21 protein-coding genes, 8 tRNA genes, 2 rRNA genes and 1 pseudogene are annotated in these 22,049 nt (G+C 40.4%); 3 read left to right on the forward strand and 29 right to left on the reverse strand.

All coding sequences use genetic code 11. The features are described from left to right. Positions 1 to 309: 309 nt before the first annotated feature. The 5 genes from F9802_RS18875 to F9802_RS18900 form a co-directional block, all read right to left on the reverse strand. Positions 310 to 921, reverse strand: a complete 612-nt coding sequence (locus F9802_RS18875; protein WP_152154658.1) for a LysE family translocator — start codon at positions 919 to 921, stop codon at positions 310 to 312. A gap of 221 nt (positions 922 to 1,142) precedes the next feature. Beyond that, positions 1,143 to 2,021 carry a protein-glutamine gamma-glutamyltransferase gene (locus tag F9802_RS18880; protein WP_152154659.1) on the reverse strand — a complete coding sequence of 293 codons (879 nt, stop codon included), beginning with the start codon at positions 2,019 to 2,021 and terminating at the stop codon, positions 1,143 to 1,145. Between the two features lie 216 nt (positions 2,022 to 2,237). Then, on the reverse strand, positions 2,238 to 2,648 hold the full coding sequence (locus tag F9802_RS18885) for a VOC family protein (protein ID WP_152154660.1): 411 nt from the start codon (positions 2,646 to 2,648) through the stop codon (positions 2,238 to 2,240). 370 nt (positions 2,649 to 3,018) lie between these two features. Beyond that, the gene (gene cdaS, locus F9802_RS18895; RefSeq protein WP_152154662.1) at positions 3,019 to 3,642 is read right to left on the reverse strand and encodes a sporulation-specific diadenylate cyclase CdaS; all 624 of its coding nucleotides are present in this window, start codon (positions 3,640 to 3,642) and stop codon (positions 3,019 to 3,021) included. A 212-nt stretch (positions 3,643 to 3,854) separates the two neighbouring features. After that, entirely contained in the window at positions 3,855 to 4,409 is a 555-nt protein-coding gene (locus F9802_RS18900) for a helix-turn-helix domain-containing protein (RefSeq protein WP_152154663.1), read from the reverse strand. A gap of 107 nt (positions 4,410 to 4,516) precedes the next feature. On the opposite strand from F9802_RS18900, the gene F9802_RS18905 reads away from it, so the two are divergent. Next, entirely contained in the window at positions 4,517 to 5,101 is a 585-nt protein-coding gene (locus tag F9802_RS18905; protein ID WP_152154664.1) for a LysE family transporter, read from the forward strand. A 117-nt stretch (positions 5,102 to 5,218) separates the two neighbouring features. Here F9802_RS18905 and F9802_RS18910 read toward each other — a convergent pair whose 3' ends face one another. The 3 genes from F9802_RS18910 to nhaC all read right to left on the reverse strand — a co-directional run bounded on the left by F9802_RS18910 (position 5,219) and on the right by nhaC (position 8,139). Continuing rightward, complete coding sequence (locus F9802_RS18910) at positions 5,219 to 5,560, reverse strand: zinc ribbon domain-containing protein YjdM (RefSeq protein ID WP_152154665.1); 342 nt, start codon at positions 5,558 to 5,560, stop codon at positions 5,219 to 5,221. 260 nt (positions 5,561 to 5,820) lie between these two features. Next, positions 5,821 to 6,696 carry an MBL fold metallo-hydrolase gene (locus F9802_RS18915; RefSeq protein ID WP_152154666.1) on the reverse strand — a complete coding sequence of 292 codons (876 nt, stop codon included), beginning with the start codon at positions 6,694 to 6,696 and terminating at the stop codon, positions 5,821 to 5,823. Between the two features lie 6 nt (positions 6,697 to 6,702). After that, a complete protein-coding gene (gene nhaC / locus F9802_RS18920) occupies positions 6,703 to 8,139 on the reverse strand; it encodes a Na+/H+ antiporter NhaC (protein WP_152154667.1) in 1,437 nt (478 codons plus the stop codon). Between the two features lie 469 nt (positions 8,140 to 8,608). On the opposite strand from nhaC, the gene F9802_RS18925 reads away from it, so the two are divergent. Then, positions 8,609 to 9,481, forward strand: a complete 873-nt coding sequence (locus tag F9802_RS18925) for a DMT family transporter (protein ID WP_152154679.1) — start codon at positions 8,609 to 8,611, stop codon at positions 9,479 to 9,481. Positions 9,482 to 9,934: 453 nt separating this feature from the next. Here F9802_RS18925 and F9802_RS20035 read toward each other — a convergent pair. From F9802_RS20035 to sigW, 10 genes and pseudogenes are all read right to left on the reverse strand, one after another. Beyond that, positions 9,935 to 10,081 (reverse strand): annotated as a pseudogene (locus F9802_RS20035) (VOC family protein); the annotation flags it as partial. Between the two features lie 562 nt (positions 10,082 to 10,643). Next, positions 10,644 to 11,564, reverse strand: a complete 921-nt coding sequence (locus F9802_RS18935; RefSeq protein ID WP_152154668.1) for a hypothetical protein — start codon at positions 11,562 to 11,564, stop codon at positions 10,644 to 10,646. Between the two features lie 133 nt (positions 11,565 to 11,697). Beyond that, on the reverse strand, positions 11,698 to 12,102 hold the full coding sequence (locus F9802_RS18940) for a HEPN domain-containing protein (RefSeq protein WP_404799229.1): 405 nt from the start codon (positions 12,100 to 12,102) through the stop codon (positions 11,698 to 11,700). Further along, entirely contained in the window at positions 12,084 to 12,353 is a 270-nt protein-coding gene (locus F9802_RS18945; protein ID WP_152154670.1) for a hypothetical protein, read from the reverse strand. The genes F9802_RS18940 and F9802_RS18945 overlap by 19 nt, the downstream gene beginning before the upstream one ends. 166 nt (positions 12,354 to 12,519) lie before the next feature. Continuing rightward, complete coding sequence (glmS, locus tag F9802_RS18950) at positions 12,520 to 14,322, reverse strand: glutamine--fructose-6-phosphate transaminase (isomerizing) (RefSeq protein ID WP_152154671.1); 1,803 nt, start codon at positions 14,320 to 14,322, stop codon at positions 12,520 to 12,522. A 435-nt stretch (positions 14,323 to 14,757) separates the two neighbouring features. Beyond that, positions 14,758 to 16,107 carry a phosphoglucosamine mutase gene (gene glmM, locus F9802_RS18955; protein WP_152154672.1) on the reverse strand — a complete coding sequence of 450 codons (1,350 nt, stop codon included), beginning with the start codon at positions 16,105 to 16,107 and terminating at the stop codon, positions 14,758 to 14,760. A 42-nt stretch (positions 16,108 to 16,149) separates the two neighbouring features. Further along, the gene (locus tag F9802_RS18960; RefSeq protein ID WP_191992049.1) at positions 16,150 to 17,127 is read right to left on the reverse strand and encodes a CdaR family protein; all 978 of its coding nucleotides are present in this window, start codon (positions 17,125 to 17,127) and stop codon (positions 16,150 to 16,152) included. Then, on the reverse strand, positions 17,120 to 17,953 hold the full coding sequence (gene cdaA, locus F9802_RS18965) for a diadenylate cyclase CdaA (RefSeq protein ID WP_152154674.1): 834 nt from the start codon (positions 17,951 to 17,953) through the stop codon (positions 17,120 to 17,122). The genes F9802_RS18960 and cdaA overlap by 8 nt, the downstream gene beginning before the upstream one ends. Before the next feature lie 151 nt (positions 17,954 to 18,104). Next, positions 18,105 to 18,713, reverse strand: a complete 609-nt coding sequence (locus tag F9802_RS18970; RefSeq protein WP_152154675.1) for an anti-sigma factor family protein — start codon at positions 18,711 to 18,713, stop codon at positions 18,105 to 18,107. Positions 18,714 to 18,732: 19 nt separating this feature from the next. After that, positions 18,733 to 19,296: an RNA polymerase sigma factor SigW gene (sigW, locus tag F9802_RS18975; protein ID WP_152154676.1), complete on the reverse strand. Its 564-nt coding sequence runs from the start codon at positions 19,294 to 19,296 to the stop codon at positions 18,733 to 18,735. 164 nt (positions 19,297 to 19,460) lie between these two features. On the opposite strand from sigW, the gene F9802_RS18980 reads away from it, so the two are divergent. Continuing rightward, positions 19,461 to 19,616, forward strand: a complete 156-nt coding sequence (locus tag F9802_RS18980; protein ID WP_152154677.1) for an aspartyl-phosphate phosphatase Spo0E family protein — start codon at positions 19,461 to 19,463, stop codon at positions 19,614 to 19,616. Positions 19,617 to 19,655: 39 nt separating this feature from the next. Here the strand turns inward: F9802_RS18980 and rocF are convergent, their stop codons facing one another. From rocF to F9802_RS19035, 11 genes are all read right to left on the reverse strand, one after another. Further along, positions 19,656 to 20,561 carry an arginase gene (gene rocF / locus F9802_RS18985; RefSeq protein WP_152154678.1) on the reverse strand — a complete coding sequence of 302 codons (906 nt, stop codon included), beginning with the start codon at positions 20,559 to 20,561 and terminating at the stop codon, positions 19,656 to 19,658. Positions 20,562 to 20,722: 161 nt separating this feature from the next. Continuing rightward, positions 20,723 to 20,795: transfer RNA gene (locus F9802_RS18990), tRNA-Lys, on the reverse strand. Between the two features lie 4 nt (positions 20,796 to 20,799). Continuing rightward, positions 20,800 to 20,874 (reverse strand) — tRNA-Gln (locus F9802_RS18995). Positions 20,875 to 20,938: 64 nt separating this feature from the next. Next, positions 20,939 to 21,022 (reverse strand) — tRNA-Tyr (locus F9802_RS19000). Between the two features lie 10 nt (positions 21,023 to 21,032). Further along, a tRNA-Thr gene (locus tag F9802_RS19005) sits at positions 21,033 to 21,108 on the reverse strand. Positions 21,109 to 21,127: 19 nt separating this feature from the next. Then, positions 21,128 to 21,203, reverse strand: a tRNA-Val gene (locus F9802_RS19010). Between the two features lie 5 nt (positions 21,204 to 21,208). Next, positions 21,209 to 21,283 (reverse strand) — tRNA-Glu (locus F9802_RS19015). 22 nt (positions 21,284 to 21,305) lie between these two features. Continuing rightward, positions 21,306 to 21,378, reverse strand: a tRNA-Thr gene (locus F9802_RS19020). Between the two features lies 1 nt (position 21,379). After that, positions 21,380 to 21,454: transfer RNA gene (locus tag F9802_RS19025), tRNA-Asn, on the reverse strand. A 192-nt stretch (positions 21,455 to 21,646) separates the two neighbouring features. Continuing rightward, a 5S ribosomal RNA gene (gene rrf, locus F9802_RS19030) occupies positions 21,647 to 21,762 on the reverse strand. A 163-nt stretch (positions 21,763 to 21,925) separates the two neighbouring features. Continuing rightward, positions 21,926 to 22,049, reverse strand: a 23S ribosomal RNA gene (locus F9802_RS19035); the annotation flags it as partial.

Genomic DNA, 22,049 nt, shown 5'->3' on the forward strand with positions numbered 1-22,049 from the left:
TAACGGAAGGGCCACAATGATCTTTATTGGTTTGTATATAAATGTACAGACTAATCCTATCCAGAAAAAAAGGCCGTATTTTTAACGAATTTTTTCTTAAAAATAGGATTAATTGATCATTGTCCCAAGGTCACCCTTCCGTTTTTTGTTAATTATATATTAAATGATACTATATGATAAATCAAGACTTTTAAGGTAGATACAAATGCTGGTGCATAGTAATCATGAACGGGAAGTAACTATGACGAAACATAGTAAAATAGCCCAAAATATAGTGCGTTAGAAGTTTATACGAATATCAAAAGCCATTTATCTTTGGTGTTGTAAAACCATGTGCACGCCCAGGCCAAAGTAGACAAAACCGACAACTTTCCCTTGCCAGCGTGCGATGGCTTGTTTTTCTGAAAGCCATTGGCTCAATGAACCCGCGACTAGGGCTATAAGTGTAGTGTACATAATACTTAACGCGACAAATGTAAGGCCGAGAACGGACAATTGGATGACAACTGAACCGTCTTCTGGACGCACAAATTGAGGCAAGAAGGCAAGAAAGAACAATGCTGTTTTCGGATTTAGTACTTCAGTCAAAACCGCCTGATTAAATGTGCGGCTTGAATTGGCGGGTTTAACCGACTGGACAGTGAAGCCCGATGATTTTTCCAAAAAAGCACGTACTCCTAAATAAAATAAATAGGCTGCACCTAAGTACTTTATGATCTCGAAAGCAAGTGACGACGTCATTAAAATAGCAGAGAGGCCGAGCACTAAAGCGATTGTGTGAATCAAATCACCAACAGCGATGCCAATACCCGTAAAAATACCATTCCTTCTTCCTCCACTTACACTTTGAGCGAGAGTCAGCATCACGGCTGGTCCAGGTATAAGGAATAAAGTCAACACAACTAATACAAATGCAATCATTTTCTTCCCCCTTATTTTCCGCAAGCTTGCTATGTAGAAACTTTTCCTGCTAAATTTTAACTTGAATCATTGCTATTGTTTCTTCATCAAAGAACTCCTTAAATACACATTAAACCAAAAACACCGATATGTGAATATACCTTCACATACCGGTCCTGTTTTTTCTATGCAGATGTTGAGTGGATACTGCATGTTGTTCCCATCTAAAACTTCCTAACAGATCAAATAAACAAGAAGCAGCTATTTAAATAGTTCATATTATTGTATAACGTATTTAACAAGAACATATATCGATCAATTGAAATCGAACTCTTATTATGTTGACAGACTATATGGTGATATTTGTGAATGGAATGACCTCGTTGCGGCATTGAAATGTTCGCCAAATGTTTAAAAGACGGCCTTGCAACTACATCTGTCAAATAAGCTGACTGGCTGGCCCCCGGTCTTCTCTCTTTGTTCAGAGCATCAATCATTTGTTCAGCTGTCTTTATCCCTATTCCATGTCCAAAGTATGTGCCGTCTCCAAGAACAACAGCATTTTCTCCTCTCCACTGAGAGGCTTGCGGATTAAAATCCGGGTTCTTAAAATACACAACATCTCCGGGTAAAATGTGGTTAGTATAATTTGATCTTACTCCGAGGTCAGTATCAACATGCCAGCTGTATAGATAGATGGTTGGGAATATTTGATTAAAAGAATATTCACCAATTACGTTTAGGACAGCATGATAATAGATTATGATTATCGACGTTGCACATTCAAACCCATATTGTGAGCTATTCATGTAAATGTCTTGAATAGCATCAGATGGCTTTACACCATACCGCAATAGGAATCCTCCACTGCTCGTCAAATGCCAGTACTCAGGATTACAATAAGACTTTGCGAACACTTCAAACCGCACCTTGCTTCTATTCAATTCTCTTGCGCTTAATATAATATTTTTTCGCAGCTTAAGCTCAAACGATAATTCATCTATGGATCGATAGGAATAAACGACCGGATCTTCACTCATCCGCTGAACAATCATCCTTTCAATGCTGCCAGACGGCCACGTGCCGCTTTGTTGAAAAGGTACCCCCGATAGCTGAATCATAATATCCCCCTTTCCCCAATCCAGGTATTACTCCATATTATTAACTAGCATAATGGGATAGACCTGATTGGCCGCGGCTCCTTCGCTTGTTAATCCATTTGAACATCAGCTCAATTGCTTATAAAAAAGGACCGTCTTCGTTTTGGAAGCGGTCCTGACCTGCTTATATCGCTGTTTTTTGTATTGTATTTTTCGGTATCGACTGTCAACTAACAATTAGTTTTTTGCAAGGGTTACTTGCCAAGAGACGCCATATTTATCTGCAACCCAACCGAACTTTTCACTAAATGGATAAGCAGCTAATGGCATAAGAACTTCTCCACCTTGAGACAACTTCCCAAACACTTCATCAATTTCTTCCTCTGTATCACACGTCACATACAATGATATGGCAGGTGTAAATGTAAACTCATGCTTAATATTGCTGTCTATACACATAAACACTTGTCCCTTTAACGAAAATTCAGCACGCAGCACTGTTCCCTCTTTACCCGCTTGATTCGCTCCATAACGCATAATACTAATTATTTCTGACTCTTCAAATAAAGACGTATAAAAGTTCATTGCTTCTTCTGCTTGGCCATCGAACATTAAAAACGTAGTAATTTTTTGATTTGAATTCCCCACTTAAAACTCACTCCTTTTATCAAATACGAGTACAATGGAAAAGGTCAGCTCGACAAATAATCCGAACATACATTCCTATATATACATTTTCTCCAAGGAGCTTCACATTGTCAACCGTTATCATTTTATCTTTTTAAATGAAGGCTATTTTCGTAAGCTTTGTTGCTATTAGAAAAGGGTTGGTTTCCACTCCAGGATGCTCGCTTTCCGCGGGGCGGGCGGTGAGCCTCCTCGTCGCTTTGCTCCTGCGGCGTCTCACCTGTCCCGCTAATCCCGCAGGAGTCTCGCACCTTCCGCTCCAATCAACCCTTTTGCTACACTTTTTGTCATAAGAATACACTACAAAAACAACGATCTTTTAGAAAACAGCCTAAAAGAAAGTTGTTCCTGTTGTGATTGGATAAAGGTTTCCACTAAAGGCAAATGAAATTTTGCCTGTTTCCTCAGAAACAACTAGCACAAGAGCATCACTTCGTTCAGATAAACCTAGCGCCGCTCTATGGCGTGTCCCCAATGTTTGATCACTAGCGGCCGTGTCTGAAAGCGGAAGAACATTTGCCGCAGAAACGATCTGGTTATTGCTGACCATTACAGCACCGTCGTGAAGTGGATTTCCCGGAAAGAAGATGGATTCCAATAAAGAATGAGTGAGTTCAGCTCTGATCAAAACGCCGGGTTGAATCAAAGAGTCAAGAGCATCTTTGCGTTGAATCACAATTAAACCACCGTGTCTTCGAATCGACATATTTTGGACACAGAGCGACAATTCTAAATATTTATCCGTAAACGGAGATAAATAACAGTTTAAATAAAAAGTAGCAGCTGTCATTTCAATGTGTACAAATTTTTCTTTAATTTTTTCAAAATTCCCTAAAAGACAATCACTTTCATCATCCATTGCGTCTAAGTTATTCTGAAGTGCCATTATTACTTGCTGAATATCTTCTTTTAATGTTTGTTTCATTGGTGAAAGATCACAATCCCCTTGATTCACAGAAACACCTCCCTTTGATTAACCCCTATATTTACTTTTAGTTTCTCTGCATGAGTATGATTTATTCTAGTGTTGTCTGTTCCAGTGGGACAAATGTAAAATCTCTTTTAATTGATTCTCAACCTCTTTTATTATCCCTCATATTTTGCGTACCAATCGCACCTATTATTAAAATGATAAAAACAAAACCCCGTTCTACAAGAACAGGGTTTTTAAGCGGGATAATATATGGTCATACTTAATCGAGTTAATGTTTCTCCTGAATTATGATAGGCATGGGGTCTGTCAGACTTAAACCTGATAGAATCACCACTTCTCACTGTATATTCAATGTTATTTACACTGACAGTTAATTCTCCATCAAAAACAGTTAAAAATTCCTCAGTTCCCTCTCCGTGCGAATCTGCACTAAGAAACCCGCCTTTTTCTATCTCGACTGTATACACTTCGAAGCGTCTATCATCTTGGAAAGGAAAGTAGGGATACACTCGATATTTTCCGTTATCTTCAGATAATGCTTGAACGTCACTTTTTAAAATAACTTTAGTATCTGGCTGTGGATTATTTATTAGAGAAGTAAAAGAGATCTTTAAGCCGTTGGCAATTTTCCAGATCGTTGTAATCGTGGGGCTCGATTCGCCTCTTTCAATTTGACCAATCATTGTTTTACTTACTCCAGTCAGCTCTGCGACCTTCTCAAGGCTTAATTTTTTACCTTCTCTCAAGGCTCTTAAGTTTTTTGCAATTATAAGGTTTATTTCCTCCATAAATACACTCCCTATTTACAATATAACGTCCATATTGTACGATAAAAAGCAAATCGTTATAACGTTTATTTTGATCATCATAGCATACAACTTAGAGGAGGGCCAATATGCCTTTATTGTCGTTTTTGCTATATGTTTTTGTTACTAGTTTTACTCCAGGTCCTAATAATATTATGGCCATGTTATTTGCTAATAAGTACGGCTTTAAAAAGACACTTAAGTTTTGTTTAGGGGTAGGAGCAGGTTTCTTTGTCATCATGCTATTATCTAGTTATTTTAATCTTTTGCTTAAAAACTTCATTCCAAAAATTGAATTTGCTATGACAATCCTAGCTGCAATCTATATGTTGTATTTGGCGATAAAAATAATGGGCAGTAAAAATAATGATAAAGACGATGATGGGGATAAAAACAACGGATTTTTTACAGGTATGCTTTTACAATTCGTAAACCCGAAAGGTATTTTATACGGCATAACGGCAGTATCAACCTTTATCGTTCCATATTACACTTCGAATTTCAGCTTACTCTTTTTTTCATTATTTCTAGCTTTTGTTGGTTTTCTTAGTACGATGAGTTGGAGTGTGTTCGGTTCACTGTTTCAAAGATTCCTAGCAAAGTATAGAAGTCAGTTTAATATGGTTATGGCTTTATTATTAGTGTATAGTGCCGTATCGATTCTTGTAGAATAAAACAAATTTCTTCTTCAGCTAACTAGGGCGGCACATATTGTACTAATATGCGCCGCTCTTTATATGAAAAGTTTTATTTCTTTTGTTGATAACATTCTGTTGCAATTAAAACCGCATTTATGCCTTTTTAACAAATTCAGACTTTAATTTCATCGCTCCAAAACCATCAATTTTGCAATCAATATCATGATCTCCATCAACTAAACGTATACTTTTTACTTTTGTACCTATTTTTACGACTAATGAGCTTCCTTTTACTTTAAGGTCTTTGATTACTGTGACAGAATCACCATCGTTTAAGATATTTCCATTTGCATCTTTAACAATCTTTTTATCTTCACTATTTTCAGCTTCTAACTCTAAAGTCCACTCATGACCACATTCCGGGCAAACAAAAAGACTTCCATCTTCGTAAGTGTATTCTGAATTACATTTTGGGCAATTTGGCAAATCAACCATAACTTCATTTCCTCCATTCGGTATTGTTCATTCTAATATGTAAGAATTATTTTCAATTTCCTTTTTACAACTTCGTAAGAATAGCCGTTACGAACTTGAAATTCACAAAAAAACATATAGGGGGTTCCCCTATATGCTTATATACTGCCATAGTCTTCTCATATTGACAAACCTTCCTCCAAGCTTTCCTTGAAGTTCCTTTTCCAAGTATATAGTCTGTTCTGACAGTACAGGAGAATGCAAAATGTTAGCGATACCCCTTACAATATAAATTCCATTCCTTCACGTGCCGCTTTGAAACCTCGTTTGACGAGATCTTTGTATTCAGGACTTTCTGAATTTATTATTGGATTTGTATGATTAAAGTGCAAAAAATACACGTCACATTTCTTCTGATCCACCACTTCCTGCAATAAATCCATCGTCTCTTCTATGTATGGATGCGGAATTTCTTTGTAGTTTCTTCCCAATCGTTTTAATTCATCGGATGAATAAAAAGTAGCATCCAGCAAACAGTAGTCAACATTTGAAGCCATTTCGGCGATGCTGTGTTCCCAGTCTTCCCACCGATCAATATCCGGAATATATAGCACTTTTTTGTTGGGACCGCTAATGATAAACCCGAATGTCTCTGACAATTCATTTCTATGAGGCACACTTATAGGCGTGATCTCAAAATCGACATTTAATGTTGGGTGTTGATTTGGCAATAATGGGTGTATCTCAATATTATTCAGTTCAATTAATTGATTCCACGGCGCATTTTCTTTTAACATGCGGTGCATCTTTTCACCGGTAAAGACCGGCAGCGATTGAGCGGACATTGCTTCTTTTCCTAGAAAGATTAAACCTGGATAGTGGCCAATATGCGCATGGGTTAAAAAGATGCCGCTTAACTCCTGCGGTTCATGATGTTCGGCGTTGATCATATTCAACTGATCTTTAAAGTCGGGTGTCGCGTCAATTAAGTACCACTTCTTCAGTTCAGGTAAAAGAATGCCGAGCGATGCAGCCAATCTTTTTTTGAGTGGGTTCTTTAAGGCATCCTTGCAGTTAGAACAGAAACAGTTAGGCTGAGGAACTCCCCCATCCTGTGCTGTTCCCAATACTTTGATAATCGTTTCTGATCGTACCACTTGCTTTCAGCTCCCTAATTTGTCCATTGGATTTTCAGATTCATTTGTAATAGGTTCATATTTTGCTATTCCATAGTCTTTTTTCGCGATTGAAATCCCTGTATACCCGTAAAGGACATTAATAATTAGCACAAGGTAAGCAAAGAAAATGTAAGGGATAAAAGCAAATGGGCTAACACCCAGTACATCCGCGGCAAAGATAGCAGGAACGCTCCATGGAACAAGGTTAATACCTACTGTGCCAGCAGCTTCAACACTTCTAGATAAATTTTTTGTATCGAGTCCGCGCTCTTTATACACATTTAAAAAGGCTCGCGCTGGCAGGATAATTGCAAGAAATTGCGCGCCGCTCGCAAAGCCAATGACGAGTGAAGAAACAAGTGTGGATAAAATAAGAGATCCTGTGCTGCGAGCTTTCGTCAGCATCGCACTGATGATCCGTTTAAAAATACCCGTTCCTTCTAAAATCCCGCCGAGTGCAGTCGCAATAATAACCAGTCCAATGGTATTGAGCATGGACGTAATACCGCCTCTGCTGAGCAGTGAATCGATCGTTGCATTGCCTGTATCAGCTTGATATCCACTAGTCATCACATTGATCACTTCAGACAAACTGTTTCCTTGAACAGTCAAAGCAATGACACCGCCCAGCAAACTAACAATGACAAGTGAAGGAACGGCAGGATAGCGCTTTAACATTAAAAAGATCGTAAAGACAGGCATTAACAGAAGAAGAGGATGAATGACAAATGTATCTTGTAAACCGGTCATAATCGTTTGAATACCTTCTGCTGCAGCTAAATCTCTCGAGTGGCCAAATCCAATAAAAAAGAAAATAACTAGTGTAATAAAAAAGGCGGGAATGGTATCCCAAAGCATATGACGGACATGCGAAAATAAGTCTGATTCGACCATGGCAGGTGCCACATTCGTCGTATCTGATAGCGGGGAAAGTTTGTCTCCGAAATAAGCACCTGAGATGATTCCGCCGGCAATGACAGCAGGAGAAAACCCCATACTTTGGCCAATTGCCATAAACGCCAGGCCAATTGTGGCGATTGACGTAAAAGAACTGCCCAGTGTAATAGCGACAATGCCAGTCGTAAGCACAACAGTAGGCAAAAAGATTCTCGGATCAATGATACCTAGTCCATAATAAATTAACGCTGGAATAACGCCGCTTACAATCCAAGTGCCGACAATAGTCCCGATAATAAAAAGAATAAATACTGCCGGCAGTGCCTTCGAAACACCGCCTGCCATGAAACCTTCTAAATCTTTCCACTTAAATCCAATGATTAATCCAACAATCGCTGTCGCTGTAATTCCCGCGAACAGTGGTACTAGCATGCCTGCTTTCCAGAAAAAAATAGAAGACGCTGCAGCAGCCATCAAAACAAATAGTGGAAAGACAGCTAACAACATATTAAGATTTTTTGTCATCAACTTTCTCCCCCTGCACCTTTTGCAAGCGGCATACGTAAATCATAAGAAAAACCCGCTCCTAATAATAACGCTTTTTTTCCCAAAACATTTTCCTCCCGTTTCTTGCAAATCTTTATTAATACTATACCAATTATAACTCTATTCTGAATATAAAATCTAAATAGATTAATTTATTATTCATTTAATTCTTCTTCAACTAACGCGCCACTTATTTAATAATGAAGTGATAATTCATCAAATTTTTAAATCGTACGAGCGTACAGGCAGTCGAAACGTTGAACAGTTTTATACTCAATTCAACAAAATTATTATATGATAAAGTAAACATTTTGAAAGTGAGCTGAAAGCTTATGATGTGGTCACCACTATTTGAAAATGATGTACCTGTAGTTATTCTCCCTTAACGGCAGAGTAGCTGCATCTCCGTTAAGGACAAGAATTGTCTAGAGAAAACGGAGGGTACAAAATGAAAAACACCTTATTAGGTTCTTTCTATTTATCACTCGCTGCTAGTATTTGGGGCGGGATGTATGTTGTGGTAAAAGTTGTGGTAGACGTTGTACCACCACTTGAATTAGTATGGTTTCGCTATGTAATTGCGATTTTTGCCTTGCTAATTATTGGCGTTATAACAAAACAATCATGGCGGATTGAAAAGCAAGATTGGCTATTAATTTTCATTATTGGGCTTATTGGAAATACAATTTCTATCGTAACCCAAGAAGTTGGTACGTTGCTTTCTACTGCACAAATGGGTGCCATTATTACTTCAACGACACCTGCCTTTATGGTGCTATTTGCGCGCATCATTTTAAAAGAAAAAATTACGTTTAAAAAAGCAATTTCTATTATTTTAGCAACAATCGGTGTCTATATTATTGTTGGAAATGCCCATATCGATTCATCTCAACAACTTGGCGGCGTAACATTGCTTATTGCAGCGCTGACATGGTCACTTATGTCTGTTCTTATTAAGCGTGTACCAGAGCAATATTCACAAATTGTCATCACGAGTTATGCTATTCTTGTGGCAATTGCCTTACTAACGCCTTTTACAATTAGTCGATTAGCTGAGCTCGACTTTCAAGTCATGATGCATCCATCTATTTGGGGCGGTCTTTTATACTTGGGAGTTATTTCAACAGCATGCGGCTTTTTACTGTGGAATCGTGGACTGCAAATGCTTAACGCTTCAAGCGGCGGATTATTTTTCTTTTTCCAACCTATAGTCGGTACTTTTTTAGGGTGGTTATTACTAGGTGAACAAATCGGCATGTCTTTTTGGATAGGTACTATATTCATCTTTATTGGTGTACTATTAGTCATTCGAGAAGAATAAGCATCAGGAAAAAGCTGATCGGTATTATTTGTCGATCAGCTTTTTATATAACTAATTCTTCTGCCCTTTAGTTTCATAAATTTAAAGCACCTTATTGTAAATGTAACAATTTTATTAATCGTTAAGATTACAAATGTAGCTTTGAAATAAAGTTTGATCATTTTCTGCCTTTCGATGTATTTAATGTTTCTCTCATTATCAATTTGTAAAATAAACAGATTTTATGATCTTATCTGTTAGAACAATATTGCGATTTGTTAAAAATAAACGATAAAATTTGTTTAGATTACATTGAACACGTCCAAGTTACTATAGGTAATCTAATGTCATCAAACCCTAATACATCCCATTAAAATTCTGACCTTTTTTAATCTGAGAACCAAAAAGTGTCACCAAAACAGCCCCTTTAGGTTATCCATGGGGCTATTTTTTATTCATGAAAAAAATAATGATTTATTGTTGACCCTCTGTGTAAATTTGAAAGGTTACACCGAACTTGTCCGTTACAATCCCATAAGCAGGGCTAAAAAAGGTTTCCTGCAGTGGCATTTTTACTTAGCCGTCTTGCTGCAAGGATTCAAAAATTTGGTTCGATTTTTCGATGTCGTTAATTGTAATCTAAAACAAAGAACGTAGTTACTTAAACTACATTTCGGGGTGGTATCTCGTTATGAGCTCCATGCAAACAGGATCCCGCGACCAGAACGTGGCCCCTGGCGTTCTGCCCCCCATGTCGAGTTATTTGGCAATCTCATGGGGTCTACAACTGCTGGGGGCGGAGACCAATGGAGCAAATGTTGGATAATTAGAAGACAAACCCTCTACCAGCACATCTTCGCCCCTCCCGGAACTGATAATAGGAAAAAAATCGGTGAAAATGTCGAAGGCCAGCGGCTTATTTTTCTAGAGGGCTCTAATAAATTTAAGGAACACCGACTGCCTGGGTCTCAACCGATGCCACCGGTGGTCCTCAACCAAATCTTCCCTGGTATTAGCATTTGGGCAGAATTGGAGGTCCGCTTTGACATACAGCTCGAAGGAGGCAGCACTCTATGGATACATCCTAACGACATCGTGGCACGGAAGTTTCAATGGCCACTCGAGCCAATAGGTCCTTAAGTAGATATTCAGATTAATCCCATTTTTATTAAAACAGCCTTTGTCAATAGGATTTGACAAAGGCAGTACTGTTGCTCTGATAGAAAAAACCACAGAAATCCGTGTAACGCCCTCTGTTACAGTTTAGAGGTGTAATATCATTTTCAATAGTCCGCCCATCATTATCTGTGTGTCTAGCTAGTCCGTCTCCTTGTTTGTGGGCCCACAACCAACGAGGCCCATCCGAGACAAGCCGATAAAAGTGAAAATCATGGCCTGGAAATATAAAGCATGCAATAATCAATACCTTCGATGCGTTCGGCCAGCAACCATGATGAGTCCAACCATCGGCGTAAAGACCGCCTTGTACGTCACTACAATTGAATTCCCTTGCTGGACGTCCTCCGTGTAGGCCAGGATGAGCCCAGCGACCACCCCCAATATGATTGCTAGCGAAGGCATAGCAATTATTCTGAGAGATATTTTGAGGCTGATTGAAAGTAGATGCATTACTATAAAATAAATTGGAATGGCAAGTCTCCCATCTTACTGATCGGGAGACTTTATTCCCTTCACTACTAGTGGTCAGATCAACAACTTCACGAGACGTTGGTATTAATACGACACCTTCTGCAACCACTTCACGTAGTTCGCCCGTTACTTTACTGCATTTCTTTTCTGATGTTTGCAAAAGCCACTCAGCAGCGACGGCTTGCTTACCTGGTTTACTCCCAACACGGAACGCCCAAGGGAGTGGGCTTTCTAATATCCGATTAGTCCTGTTCCAAATGCCGTCATCCGACTTAATCTCCCGGACAATCAATCCACGATAGCCAAGGCCAAACTTCTCCTCAGGGGTATGCACTGGTGAAATTTGTGTCGGATCAGAAGTTATAATTTCGAGCAATTCCTTCTCTTCTGCCTCGGACAAAATCCATTTAGGATTAGACATCCCCGAAAAGATATCCAGCTCTACTTCTAGCATGATGAATGACCTCCAAAAATATATTTTGGTTTATATAGGTAAATATCTTTATATTTTGGTTCATACTGCAACCTGCATTATCTTTTTATATATTGTCAGGGTTCTAACTCATTTATACATAGTTCGTAACATTTTAAAAAAATATTTGATCGCTAAACACCATCACCTGCTTTCGATACTGATCCCCGTTTGCTGAACAAGAAAAAATCCCGCATATCAATACAGGATTTTTGATCAAACTCTGCTTATCTTCATACTTTAGTAAAAATAGGTAGTAGTAATCCGCTTCTAATAATGGATCTTCAGTTGTAGGATTAAGTAAAATCTCTAACCTTTCATGTAGTGTTGGTTCATTACTGAAATTTAACCTTCCTCTCAACCAACCCCTATATTCATTCGGTGTATTATTAATAATTGATTCAATTTTTGCTTTATGCTTATCTTTAGGCATAACTTCATTTATTCCTGTCAATCTATGATAAACTTCTAGTGCTTGTATTAGGTTTAAAAAGTGACGTTCTAAAGATATTTTTTGAATTGAATTTCTATATAACTAGATGTTTTCATAGTTTTTTTATTAGGCGATTTCGAATTATAGCTTGTACCTGTATTGTACCTTACACTAATTATATAATTCTCTAATTGGGCTACTATTGGACCTAGTTGTAGAGGCTTATCACTATAAAGGTTTAATATATATTCTTTGGTGTCATTATTTATTTCCAGGAATCCACTTAAAGTAATATCAGTTTCACTTACATGCCATTCTCCAAAATATTTTTCAATCATTGCCTACGCCACCATTTTGGTTTTCTGAAAATAAAAAACAACCTCTTACGGATATCGTACCTTAAGAGGTTGTTTTTTATCAAAATTTATTATAAATTATCAATCTTTTTTATAAATAATCGAACTTTATTTAAAATCAACAAAAGCTAAAAACAAGCTTTATTACTTATTCCACCGTCACGCTCTTAGCCAGGTTGCGCGGCTTATCAACGTCGCAGTCACGATGTAAAGCGGCATAGTAAGCGATGAGCTGCGTCGGAATGACAGCAACGAGCGGTGTGAAGAGTTCATGAACAGCCGGGATGACGAAGCGGTCGTCTTCACTTTCTAAGCCTTTCATGGAAATGATGCACGGATTGGCACCGCGGGCAGTGACTTCTTTCACATTGCCGCGAATACTTAAATTCACATTTTCTTGAGTAGCTAGGGCAATGACTGGTGTGCCCTCTTCGATTAAAGCGATCGTGCCGTGCTTCAGTTCTCCTCCGGCAAAGCCTTCCGCTTGAATATAAGAGATTTCTTTCAGCTTCAATGCTCCTTCAAGACCTACGTAATAGTCAATGGAACGGCCGATAAAGAAACAATTACGTGTTGTAGACAAGTAGTCTCTAGCAATTTGTTCGAATTCGTCTTTCGTATCGCAAAGCACTTCCATCGCATTGGCGACGATGCCGAGTTCATGAATAAGATCAAATTCCGGCTTTATGCCGCGTGTCTCCGCTGTTGCATTAGCGAGAATCGAAAGAACGGAAATTTGAGCTGTATAAGCTTTCGTGGAAGCAACGGCGATTTCCGGTCCAGCATGAAGCAGAAGCGTATAGTCAGCTTCACGAGATAACGTCGACCCTTGAACGTTTGTAATCGTCAATGCTTGATAACCGAGCTCTTTAACTTTAACAAGCACAGCCCTGCTGTCTGCTGTTTCACCGCTTTGGGAAATAAAAACAAATAACGGCTTTTCAGACAAGAGCGGCATATTGTAAACAAATTCACTCGCTACGTGAACCTCTGTTGGAATTTTGGCGATCGTTTCCAAGTACTGCTTACCGACAAGTCCGGCATGATAGCTCGTTCCACATGCAACAATGTACAAGCGGTCTGCTTCCTGTAGAGCTTGAACGATGTTTTCATCTACTGTCAATTTTCCTTGATCGTTCTGGTAAGCCTGAATGATTTTTCTCATTACGAGCGGCTGCTCGTCAATTTCTTTCAGCATATAATGCGGATACGTGCCTTTTTCGATGTCGCCGGCATCCAGTTCCGCTGTGTAAGGAGCGCGCTCAATTTCTTCATCATTGAGGCTTTTAATCGTCACTTTTTCTTTTGTCACGATCACCATCTCTTTGTCCATTAATTCCACGAATTGATCCGTAACTTGAATCATAGCCATCGCATCGGAGGCAATAACATTAAATCCGTTTCCAAGGCCAATGAGAAGCGGACTTTTATTTTTTGCGACGAAAATCGTTTCTGCTTTTTCTTTATCCAAAAGACCAAGTGCATAAGAACCTTTTAACAAATGCAGCGTTTTGCGAAAGGCTGCTTCCGTATCGAGGCCTTCATTTACGAAGATTTCTATCAGCTGGACAATCACTTCCGTGTCAGTATCACTTTTGAGCGGCACATCTAGCAAGTATTCTTTTTTTAGTTGTTCATAATTTTCGATGACACCATTATGAACAAGTGTGAAGCGTCCGGACAGACTTTGATGGGGATGGGCATTTTCCGTGCTTGGCACACCGTGTGTGGCCCAGCGCGTATGGCCGATTCCTGTAGCAGCATTTATATGAGTATCCACGATTTTCCGAAGATCAGCAATCCGTCCTTTTTCTTTAAAAACGTGTACGTCTTTTTCATTTCTAATAGCAATACCGGCTGAGTCGTAGCCCCGGTACTCCAACTTTTCCAATCCATTCAATAAAATTTCTTTCGCATCTTTAAAACCGATATAACCAACAATTCCGCACATAACACGTTCCTCCTAACAAAGAAGGCAGGCAAAAGCAGAGGGCTTATTTGCCGCTCTTCTTTTATATTCTCTTATCCGCATTTCCATTCCCTTTGTCCGCAAGGTTACCCTTACGATTTAAAGAAGGACTGACGATTGTGCAGAAATCAACCGGGAGGCATCCGCCGAACATTTCGATAAACCTCCACCTCGTCAACTAGCCAGGCTCTCTCCTGCTAGTTCAGGCGCTTTATAAAACGAATGATCAATGATTGTCCCTTCTCCTTCCCTTAGTTTTTGTAAAGCAGGATTATCATACACTAATCGATTTCCTTCAGTCAACTGTATTTACTTTTTTACTTAAACAAATGTTATTACATTTATATGAAAAAGAGGCGCAATGGTGCGCCCCTTTTTTACTATAGTTCCTCATACTATACAATTAAATCTTAATCTTTATTCAGTAAGTCCCATTTCCGTTTTTACGACAGCGGCAATTCGCTCTACGTAAGCTTTGCACTGTTCTTCTGTCTGGGCTTCCACCATGACACGCACGAGCGGCTCTGTCCCTGATGGGCGAACGAGCACGCGGCCGTTTCCATTCATTTCTGCTTCTACTTCAGAAATAACAGTTTTCACTTTTTCATTTTCTGTTACTTTATATTTGTCGGTTACCCGCACATTTTCAAGAATTTGTGGATACTTTTTCATTTCCGCTGCTAGCTCTGACAAAGGTTTTTTTGTCATTTTCATAATGTTGACGAGCTGCAGGCCGGTTAATAACCCGTCGCCAGTCGTATTGTAATCTAGAAAAATGATGTGGCCGGACTGTTCTCCACCAAGGTTGTATTGATTCTTTTTCATCGCCTCAACGACATAGCGGTCGCCGACTGCCGTTTGTACGCTTTGAATGCCAAGTACTTCCAGGCCTTTATAAAAGCCAAGATTGCTCATGACGGTCGAAACGACAACAGATTGATTTAACTGGCCTTGTTCGTGCATATATTTTGCACAAATAAACATAATCTGATCGCCGTCTACGATCTTTCCTTTTTCATCAACCGCAATTAAACGGTCGCCATCGCCATCAAAAGATAAACCAATATCCGCTCCTTTTTCCAATAAGAAAGCAGCGAGTGCTTCTGGATGAGTAGAGCCGACGCCGTCATTAATGTTCAAACCGTTCGGCGAGGTGCCCATCGTTGAAATATCTGCCTCTAAATCTGCATACAAGTGAGTGGCCAATGAAGAAGTGGCGCCATGAGCGCAGTCCAGAGCAATGTGGATGCCGGAAAAATCTTCGTCCACTGATTGTTTTAAGTACTGAATGTATTTTTGTCCGCCTTCAAAGTAATCACTGACCTGTCCAAGATCAGCACCAGTCGGCCGCGGCAAGTTATCTATTTCTTGATCAAGCAGTGCTTCGATTTCGTCCTCTTGCTCATCCGTCAATTTGAATCCATCCGGACCAAAAAACTTAATGCCATTGTCAGCTACTGGATTATGAGAAGCTGAGATCATGACGCCTGTCTGGGCATCCATCACTTTCGTTAAATAAGCTACGCCAGGGGTAGAAATAACACCGAGGCGCATCACTTCTGCTCCAATAGATAAAAGGCCGGCAACGAGGGCGCCTTCAAGCATATGACCGGAGATACGTGTATCTCTGCCCACGACAACTTTTGGACGCTCTGCGTTTTTCGTTAAAACATATCCCCCGAATCTACCTAACTTAAAGGCCAGCTCCGGTGTTAATTCCGTATTCGCCACACCTCTTACTCCATCAGTTCCAAAATACTTTCCCATGTATCGATTCTCTCCTTTACTTTACCTTCTGTTCAAACGGCTTTATTCCCCGTTTTCTGGTTCACTTTCCGAACTTTCTTCGGCTGTCACTTTCACTTTCACCGTTTGCGGTGAAACAAAGTTTAAACCTTCGCCAATTTCAATCGGTACAGTAAGTATTGTATCTTTTTTCACGCCATCAACCTCGACTGGAATAACTAGCTCTTCCATTTCTTTTAAAATGGATTCTTTGCCGTAAATTGTGAGCTCTTCTGTTTCGGGTTTAATGGAAGTGATTTTCACTCCCTTTGGCGGTGTGCCTTTCGGAAATACTTTGAGTGCTATTTTTTTGCTCGGGTTTTTTACAGAAATGGACACTTGGACCGTTTCCGGTTCTACTTTGACGTCGAGCTTATTCAATTCACCGTCCAGCACTTGAACTTTCGCTGTACCGGTTGTTTCTTTATCTACTTTTTCTTTCACATCAAGCGTAGCTTTCACATAAACAATTCTATTAAGTGCGGCTTTAGACCCAGTCACTTTCACCCGTTTTGGATCGACAGAAACAGCTTCCTCTTGGTAGCCTTCCGCCAGCATATTGTCATTAAATTCAGGGCTGACGACAAAGTTATCGGACACTTTTTCTTCAATCAATACGTTCACCGCTTCCGGATGCACCGTCACTTTGAGTTTGTCAGAAAACTGTTTATGCTTAATGGGCACGCGGTGTTCACCAATACTCACGTTCGTTAAATCAATAAAAAGCTCAAAGTCTCTCAGCCGCTTCGTTGATTCAATAATGCTTTTCGGCCCTTCAACCTCTACTTTCACTTTATCAGGAACGCCAGAAACGAATAAATTCTCTGTATCATAATATGCCTGAATCGGCACATCGGTAATGATTTCACTGTTTTCTTGAGCGGAGTTATCAGCTTTTTTATTAAGCTGAAAATCACTAAAGTTCACAGATGTATAAACTAAAACGGCCAGCAGCAAAGCAACGATACGCACAAACCAGGAACTTTCCACAAATTTATCCATTGCTTTTTCTCCCCCTCCAGCTCCACCGGTTAGAGGAATCATTTTCTATCCTAAGTAATTCGTGTTCCAACAGCTTTTCAAAGTCCTCGGAAGATAAGTCTCGAAATAATTCTCCATTTTTCGAGACAGAAACGGCACCCGTTTCTTCAGAGACGATAATCGTAATACTATCAGTTACTTCACTAATACCTAAAGCAGCCCTATGCCTCGTCCCGAGTTCTTTTGAGATAAATGGGCTTTCCGAAAGCGGCAAATAACAGGCCGCTGCAGCAATTTCATTTTTTTGAATAATGACCGCCCCGTCATGAAGCGGCGTATTTGGAATGAAGATATTAATCAGCAATTCAGAAGTAATAGATGAATGCAGTGGAATGCCTGTTTCAATATAATCATTCATTCCTGTTTCTTTTTCTATTGAAATAAGTGCGCCAATTCGCCTTTTTGCCATATAGCTGACTGACTTTATCAGTGCTTCTATTAACTCGCGCTGCTCTTTGTCTTCCTGAATGACATTTCTTGAAAACAGCCTGCCCCGGCCGAGCTGTTCAAGAGCCCGGCGTACTTCCGGCTGGAAAATAATAATAACCGCCAGAAACCCCCATGTTAATGCTTGTTCCATTATCCAACTTAACGTATCAAGTCCAAGCAGCCCGCTTAAACTCCGTACGACTACAATAACAAAAATTCCTTTAACGAGCTGAACGGCTTTCGTACCGCGTATAACCATTAAAAGTTTATAAACAACAAACCAAACAAGTAATATATCCAGCGCATTAGACAAATAATCCAATGCCGTAAAATGTTCGAAGTAATTTGAAAACGGCATATTACATCCTCCAATAATGTAATGACTGTAGCCGTACAGAGGCTTTATTTTTTTACTTAACCAGCTCATTATAACACAGTCTGGCGAAAAGTCAGAATTGAAAAAGAAGCAGGCATTCGCTGCTTCAGAACAAAAAGAGTACTTTCAGCCGTTAATCGAACACTCCTGCCGCTGTTTTTTTCAATTTAAACCACATCCAGCCGAAGGCCTCGTCGATCTCTTCAATGTCTCCAGTGACGTTTCCCGCTGAAGCCATATACTGTTCACCGTTAATGACGGTTACGTTCCCCTGCACTTCTCCCTCAATTCGGATATTTCCGTTTTCGACAACGATATCCCCTTTCACTTTTTCTCCAGCGGGAATAATGACTGTGTCATTTTCTACTTGCAGGTTCTCATGCTTCGTAAAAGCAAAGTTTTCAGTTTCCTGCTGCCATAATGAGAAAAAGCCGCCTGTCATCAAAGTCAGGAACAAAGAAGCCGCCACAAAAAATGGATGTTTCCGTATCCAGCGCTGCATGCCGATTGTTTTCACTTCTTTCGGCAAGGAGAGTAAGACATTTTCAGTAAATCCCTCCGGTGCCTGAAGATGGGATGCACTTTGTACGAAGGCGATTGTTTTTTTTAACTCCAAAAAGTGCTGCTGGCAATTGTCGCAGCTTTCCAAATGTGCTTTTAGTTTTCGTTTCTCCCCGGAAACAAGCTCCCCATCTAAATATCTGTGCATCAACCGAACAATCTCTTTTTGACAAGAAGCCATGATTCCACACATCCCTTCTTTACACATTCCGCAAATATTTCCGAAGTGCTTCGCGCCCTCTATGTACGCGCGTTTTCACCGTACCTAGGGGCAATTCCAAAATTTCCGCAATTTCCTGCAACTGCAGCTCTTCGATATATTTTAAGACGATGACTGACCTGTATTTTTCGGGAAGCTTAAAGATAGCTGCCTGAATCGTTTCCTTCAGCTCTAAGTTCTCTACAGCTTCTTCCGGAAGTTTCTCGGCCGAAGCGACTTGCGAATACATATTCAGACCTTCTGTTCCAGCAACTTCAGCATCAAGGTGATAATCCGGCTTTTTTTTGCGAATACGGTCTATGCAAAGATTCGTAGCAATTCTATATAACCACGTCGCAAATTTTTTTCCGGGATCATACGTGTGAATATTGATAAACGCTTTAATAAATGTTTCCTGAGCCGCGTCTTCCGCCTCATAACGGTCCCATAGCATCCGGTAACAGATTTGGTACACTTTATCTTTATAAAGCTCCACGATCTCGCCAAATGCATTCTGGTCCCCTTTTAAGACTTGTTTAATCCTTCTTTGGACAATTAACTCCATCACTTTTACCTCCTGCCCTCGCAGGTATCTTTTAATACGATCATCAATCAAAAAGGTTTCAAAAAAAAAGACATAACTCTATCATAACAAATTAAAGAAAAAAGTTTACATTTTTTTGTAAAAGGGTATTATAAATATAACAAAATGACAGCGGGAGTTGAAAAATGATGACGGCTGCAATAGATATACTAGATAAAATTGAGGATTGCCGGAATAATATGGTGATGTTAGCGATGCAAACATCATTTACCGATAAAAGAGTCGTAGAAATTAGTGTCGAGCTCGATCAGCTGTTGAATCAACTTGAACAATCAAAATAACCGGAAGCTGGCCTTGTGCCAGAACTTCCGGTTATTTTTTTACAGCAGTTTGTCTCCAAATAAAGAGCCCATTAAGGCAACAGCTACTGAAGCCGTTTTATTTTTTTCATCGAGAATCGGATTTACTTCTACAAACTCAGCAGAAGTAATCAATCCACTTTCCTCCAGCATTTCCATGGCTAAATGGCTTTCTCTATAGCTGATGCCGCCATTTACCGGCGTTCCGACACCTGGTGCATCATTTGGATCTAATCCGTCCAGATCGAGCGAGAGGTGAACTCCATCTGTTTTTTCTTTTAAATACTCAATCGCTTCTTCAATGACCTTCGTCATTCCAAGACGATCGACTTCATGCATCGTGTATACTTTGATTCCTTTTTCCTTAATGAGAACTTTTTCGCCTTCATCGAGTGAACGAGCGCCGATAATTACAATGTGTTCCGGCTTTACTTTTGGCGCGTCGCCATAAATGCCGGTGAGCTCTTCGTGCCCGACGCCGATACTAACGGCTAATGGCATACCGTGTATGTTGCCTGAAGGAGAAGTTTCCGCGGTATTTAAGTCGCCATGGGCATCGTACCAAATGACACCAAGGTTTTTGTAGTGCCTAGTCGTACCTGCAAGCGTGCCGATTGCAATGCTGTGGTCCCCGCCCAGCACGAGCGGAATGCTGCCAGATTGAATCACTTCATCTACTTTTTTTGCCAGCCTTGTGTTTGCTTCAACAACCGCTTTCAAATTCTTTAAATTTGTATCTTCACTATGAACAGCATGATTTCTGCTGATTTCAATATCTCCGCAATCTTCCACTTCATATTGTAAAGCTTCAAGACGCTCAGTTATCCCTGCATAACGGATTGCACTGGGTCCCATATCCACCCCTCTGCGCAATTGGCCTAAATCCATCGGCACTCCGATAATTGATACTTTTTTCTGTTTAGTCATAAAAAATCTCCTCTCCCCATGCTCGCTTTATTTTACTAGGAAACGGCTCCTTGACTCAACTTGACATTTTTCTGAATAATTATTCAAATTTTGCAAACAGAAAAAAGCTGCTTGACCAAAGTGAATTAATCACCTTGATCAAGCAGCTTTTTTTAAAGAAGTGAGCCATGAAGGACTCGAACCTTCGACCCTCTGATTAAAAGTCAGATGCTCTACCAACTGAGCTAATGGCTCGTTGTGGCTGGGCTAGCTGGATTCGAACCAGCGCATGACGGAGTCAAAGTCCGTTGCCTTACCGCTTGGCTATAGCCCAATTATTATGTACCGAAACAAAAAGGACATTCTAAGTATGTCCAAGTTTCATGTATTCATAAAACTGGTGGAGGGGGGCAGATTCGAACTGCCGAACCCGAAGGAGCGGATTTACAGTCCGCCGCGTTTAGCCACTTCGCTACCCCTCCACAAAAAACGTGGTGCCGGCAAGAGGACTTGAACCCCCAACCTACTGATTACAAGTCAGTTGCTCTACCAATTGAGCTACACCGGCATGTGTACGTTAAAAGAGATGGTGGAGGATGACGGGATCGAACCGCCGACCCTCTGCTTGTAAGGCAGATGCTCTCCCAGCTGAGCTAATCCTCCATAAATGGTGACCCCTACGGGATTCGAACCCGTGTTACCGCCGTGAAAGGGCGGTGTCTTAACCGCTTGACCAAGGGGCCATCTCTAAAAAACAAAATAGTAAGCTTCCAACCGGGCTCGAACCGGTGACCTCTTCCTTACCATGGAAGCACTCTACCTGCTGAGCTATGGAAGCATGGCTCCGCAGGCAAGATTCGAACTTGCGACCGATCGGTTAACAGCCGATTGCTCTACCACTGAGCTACTGCGGAATGTATAATTCAATTGAAAGCACCAACAACTCGGATACTTTGAGGTGTCAAGGTGCTTTCACTTTTCTATTGTCCAGCTACAGCGGCCAGCCTCTCGGTCATAAGCCGCCTCACCTGTGTGGCAAAGAGCGCCACTTCGGCAATACGTCTTATATCTGCCGAGTCTGATCGGCCGCTTTCACTTTTCTATTTGCCTGGCAACGTCCTACTCTCACAGGGGGAATCCCCCAACTACCATCGGCGCTGAAGAGCTTAACTTCCGTGTTCGGGATGGGAACGGGTGTGGCCTCTTCGCTATCGCCACCAGACTGTTGAAGACATTTCTTATTATAACAAAAAATTCTTATTTGGCAAGACTTTTTTGTTCTTTCAAAACTGGATAATATGTTGTATAAGTAACCGGCAATACCGTGCCATTTGGTGTTATTCGTTTGTCCCGTTCAGGCATGTTCAGTGCCTGAACGTTTCGTTTTGGTTAAGTCCTCGATCGATTAGTATTCGTCAGCTCCACGTGTCGCCACGCTTCCACCCCGAACCTATCTACCTGATCATCTTTCAGGGATCTTACTAGCTTGCGCTAAGGGAAATCTCATCT

The sequence above is a fragment of the Bacillus aerolatus genome (assembly GCF_009183655.1).
GTDB lineage: Bacteria > Bacillota > Bacilli > Bacillales > Domibacillaceae > Pseudobacillus > Pseudobacillus aerolatus.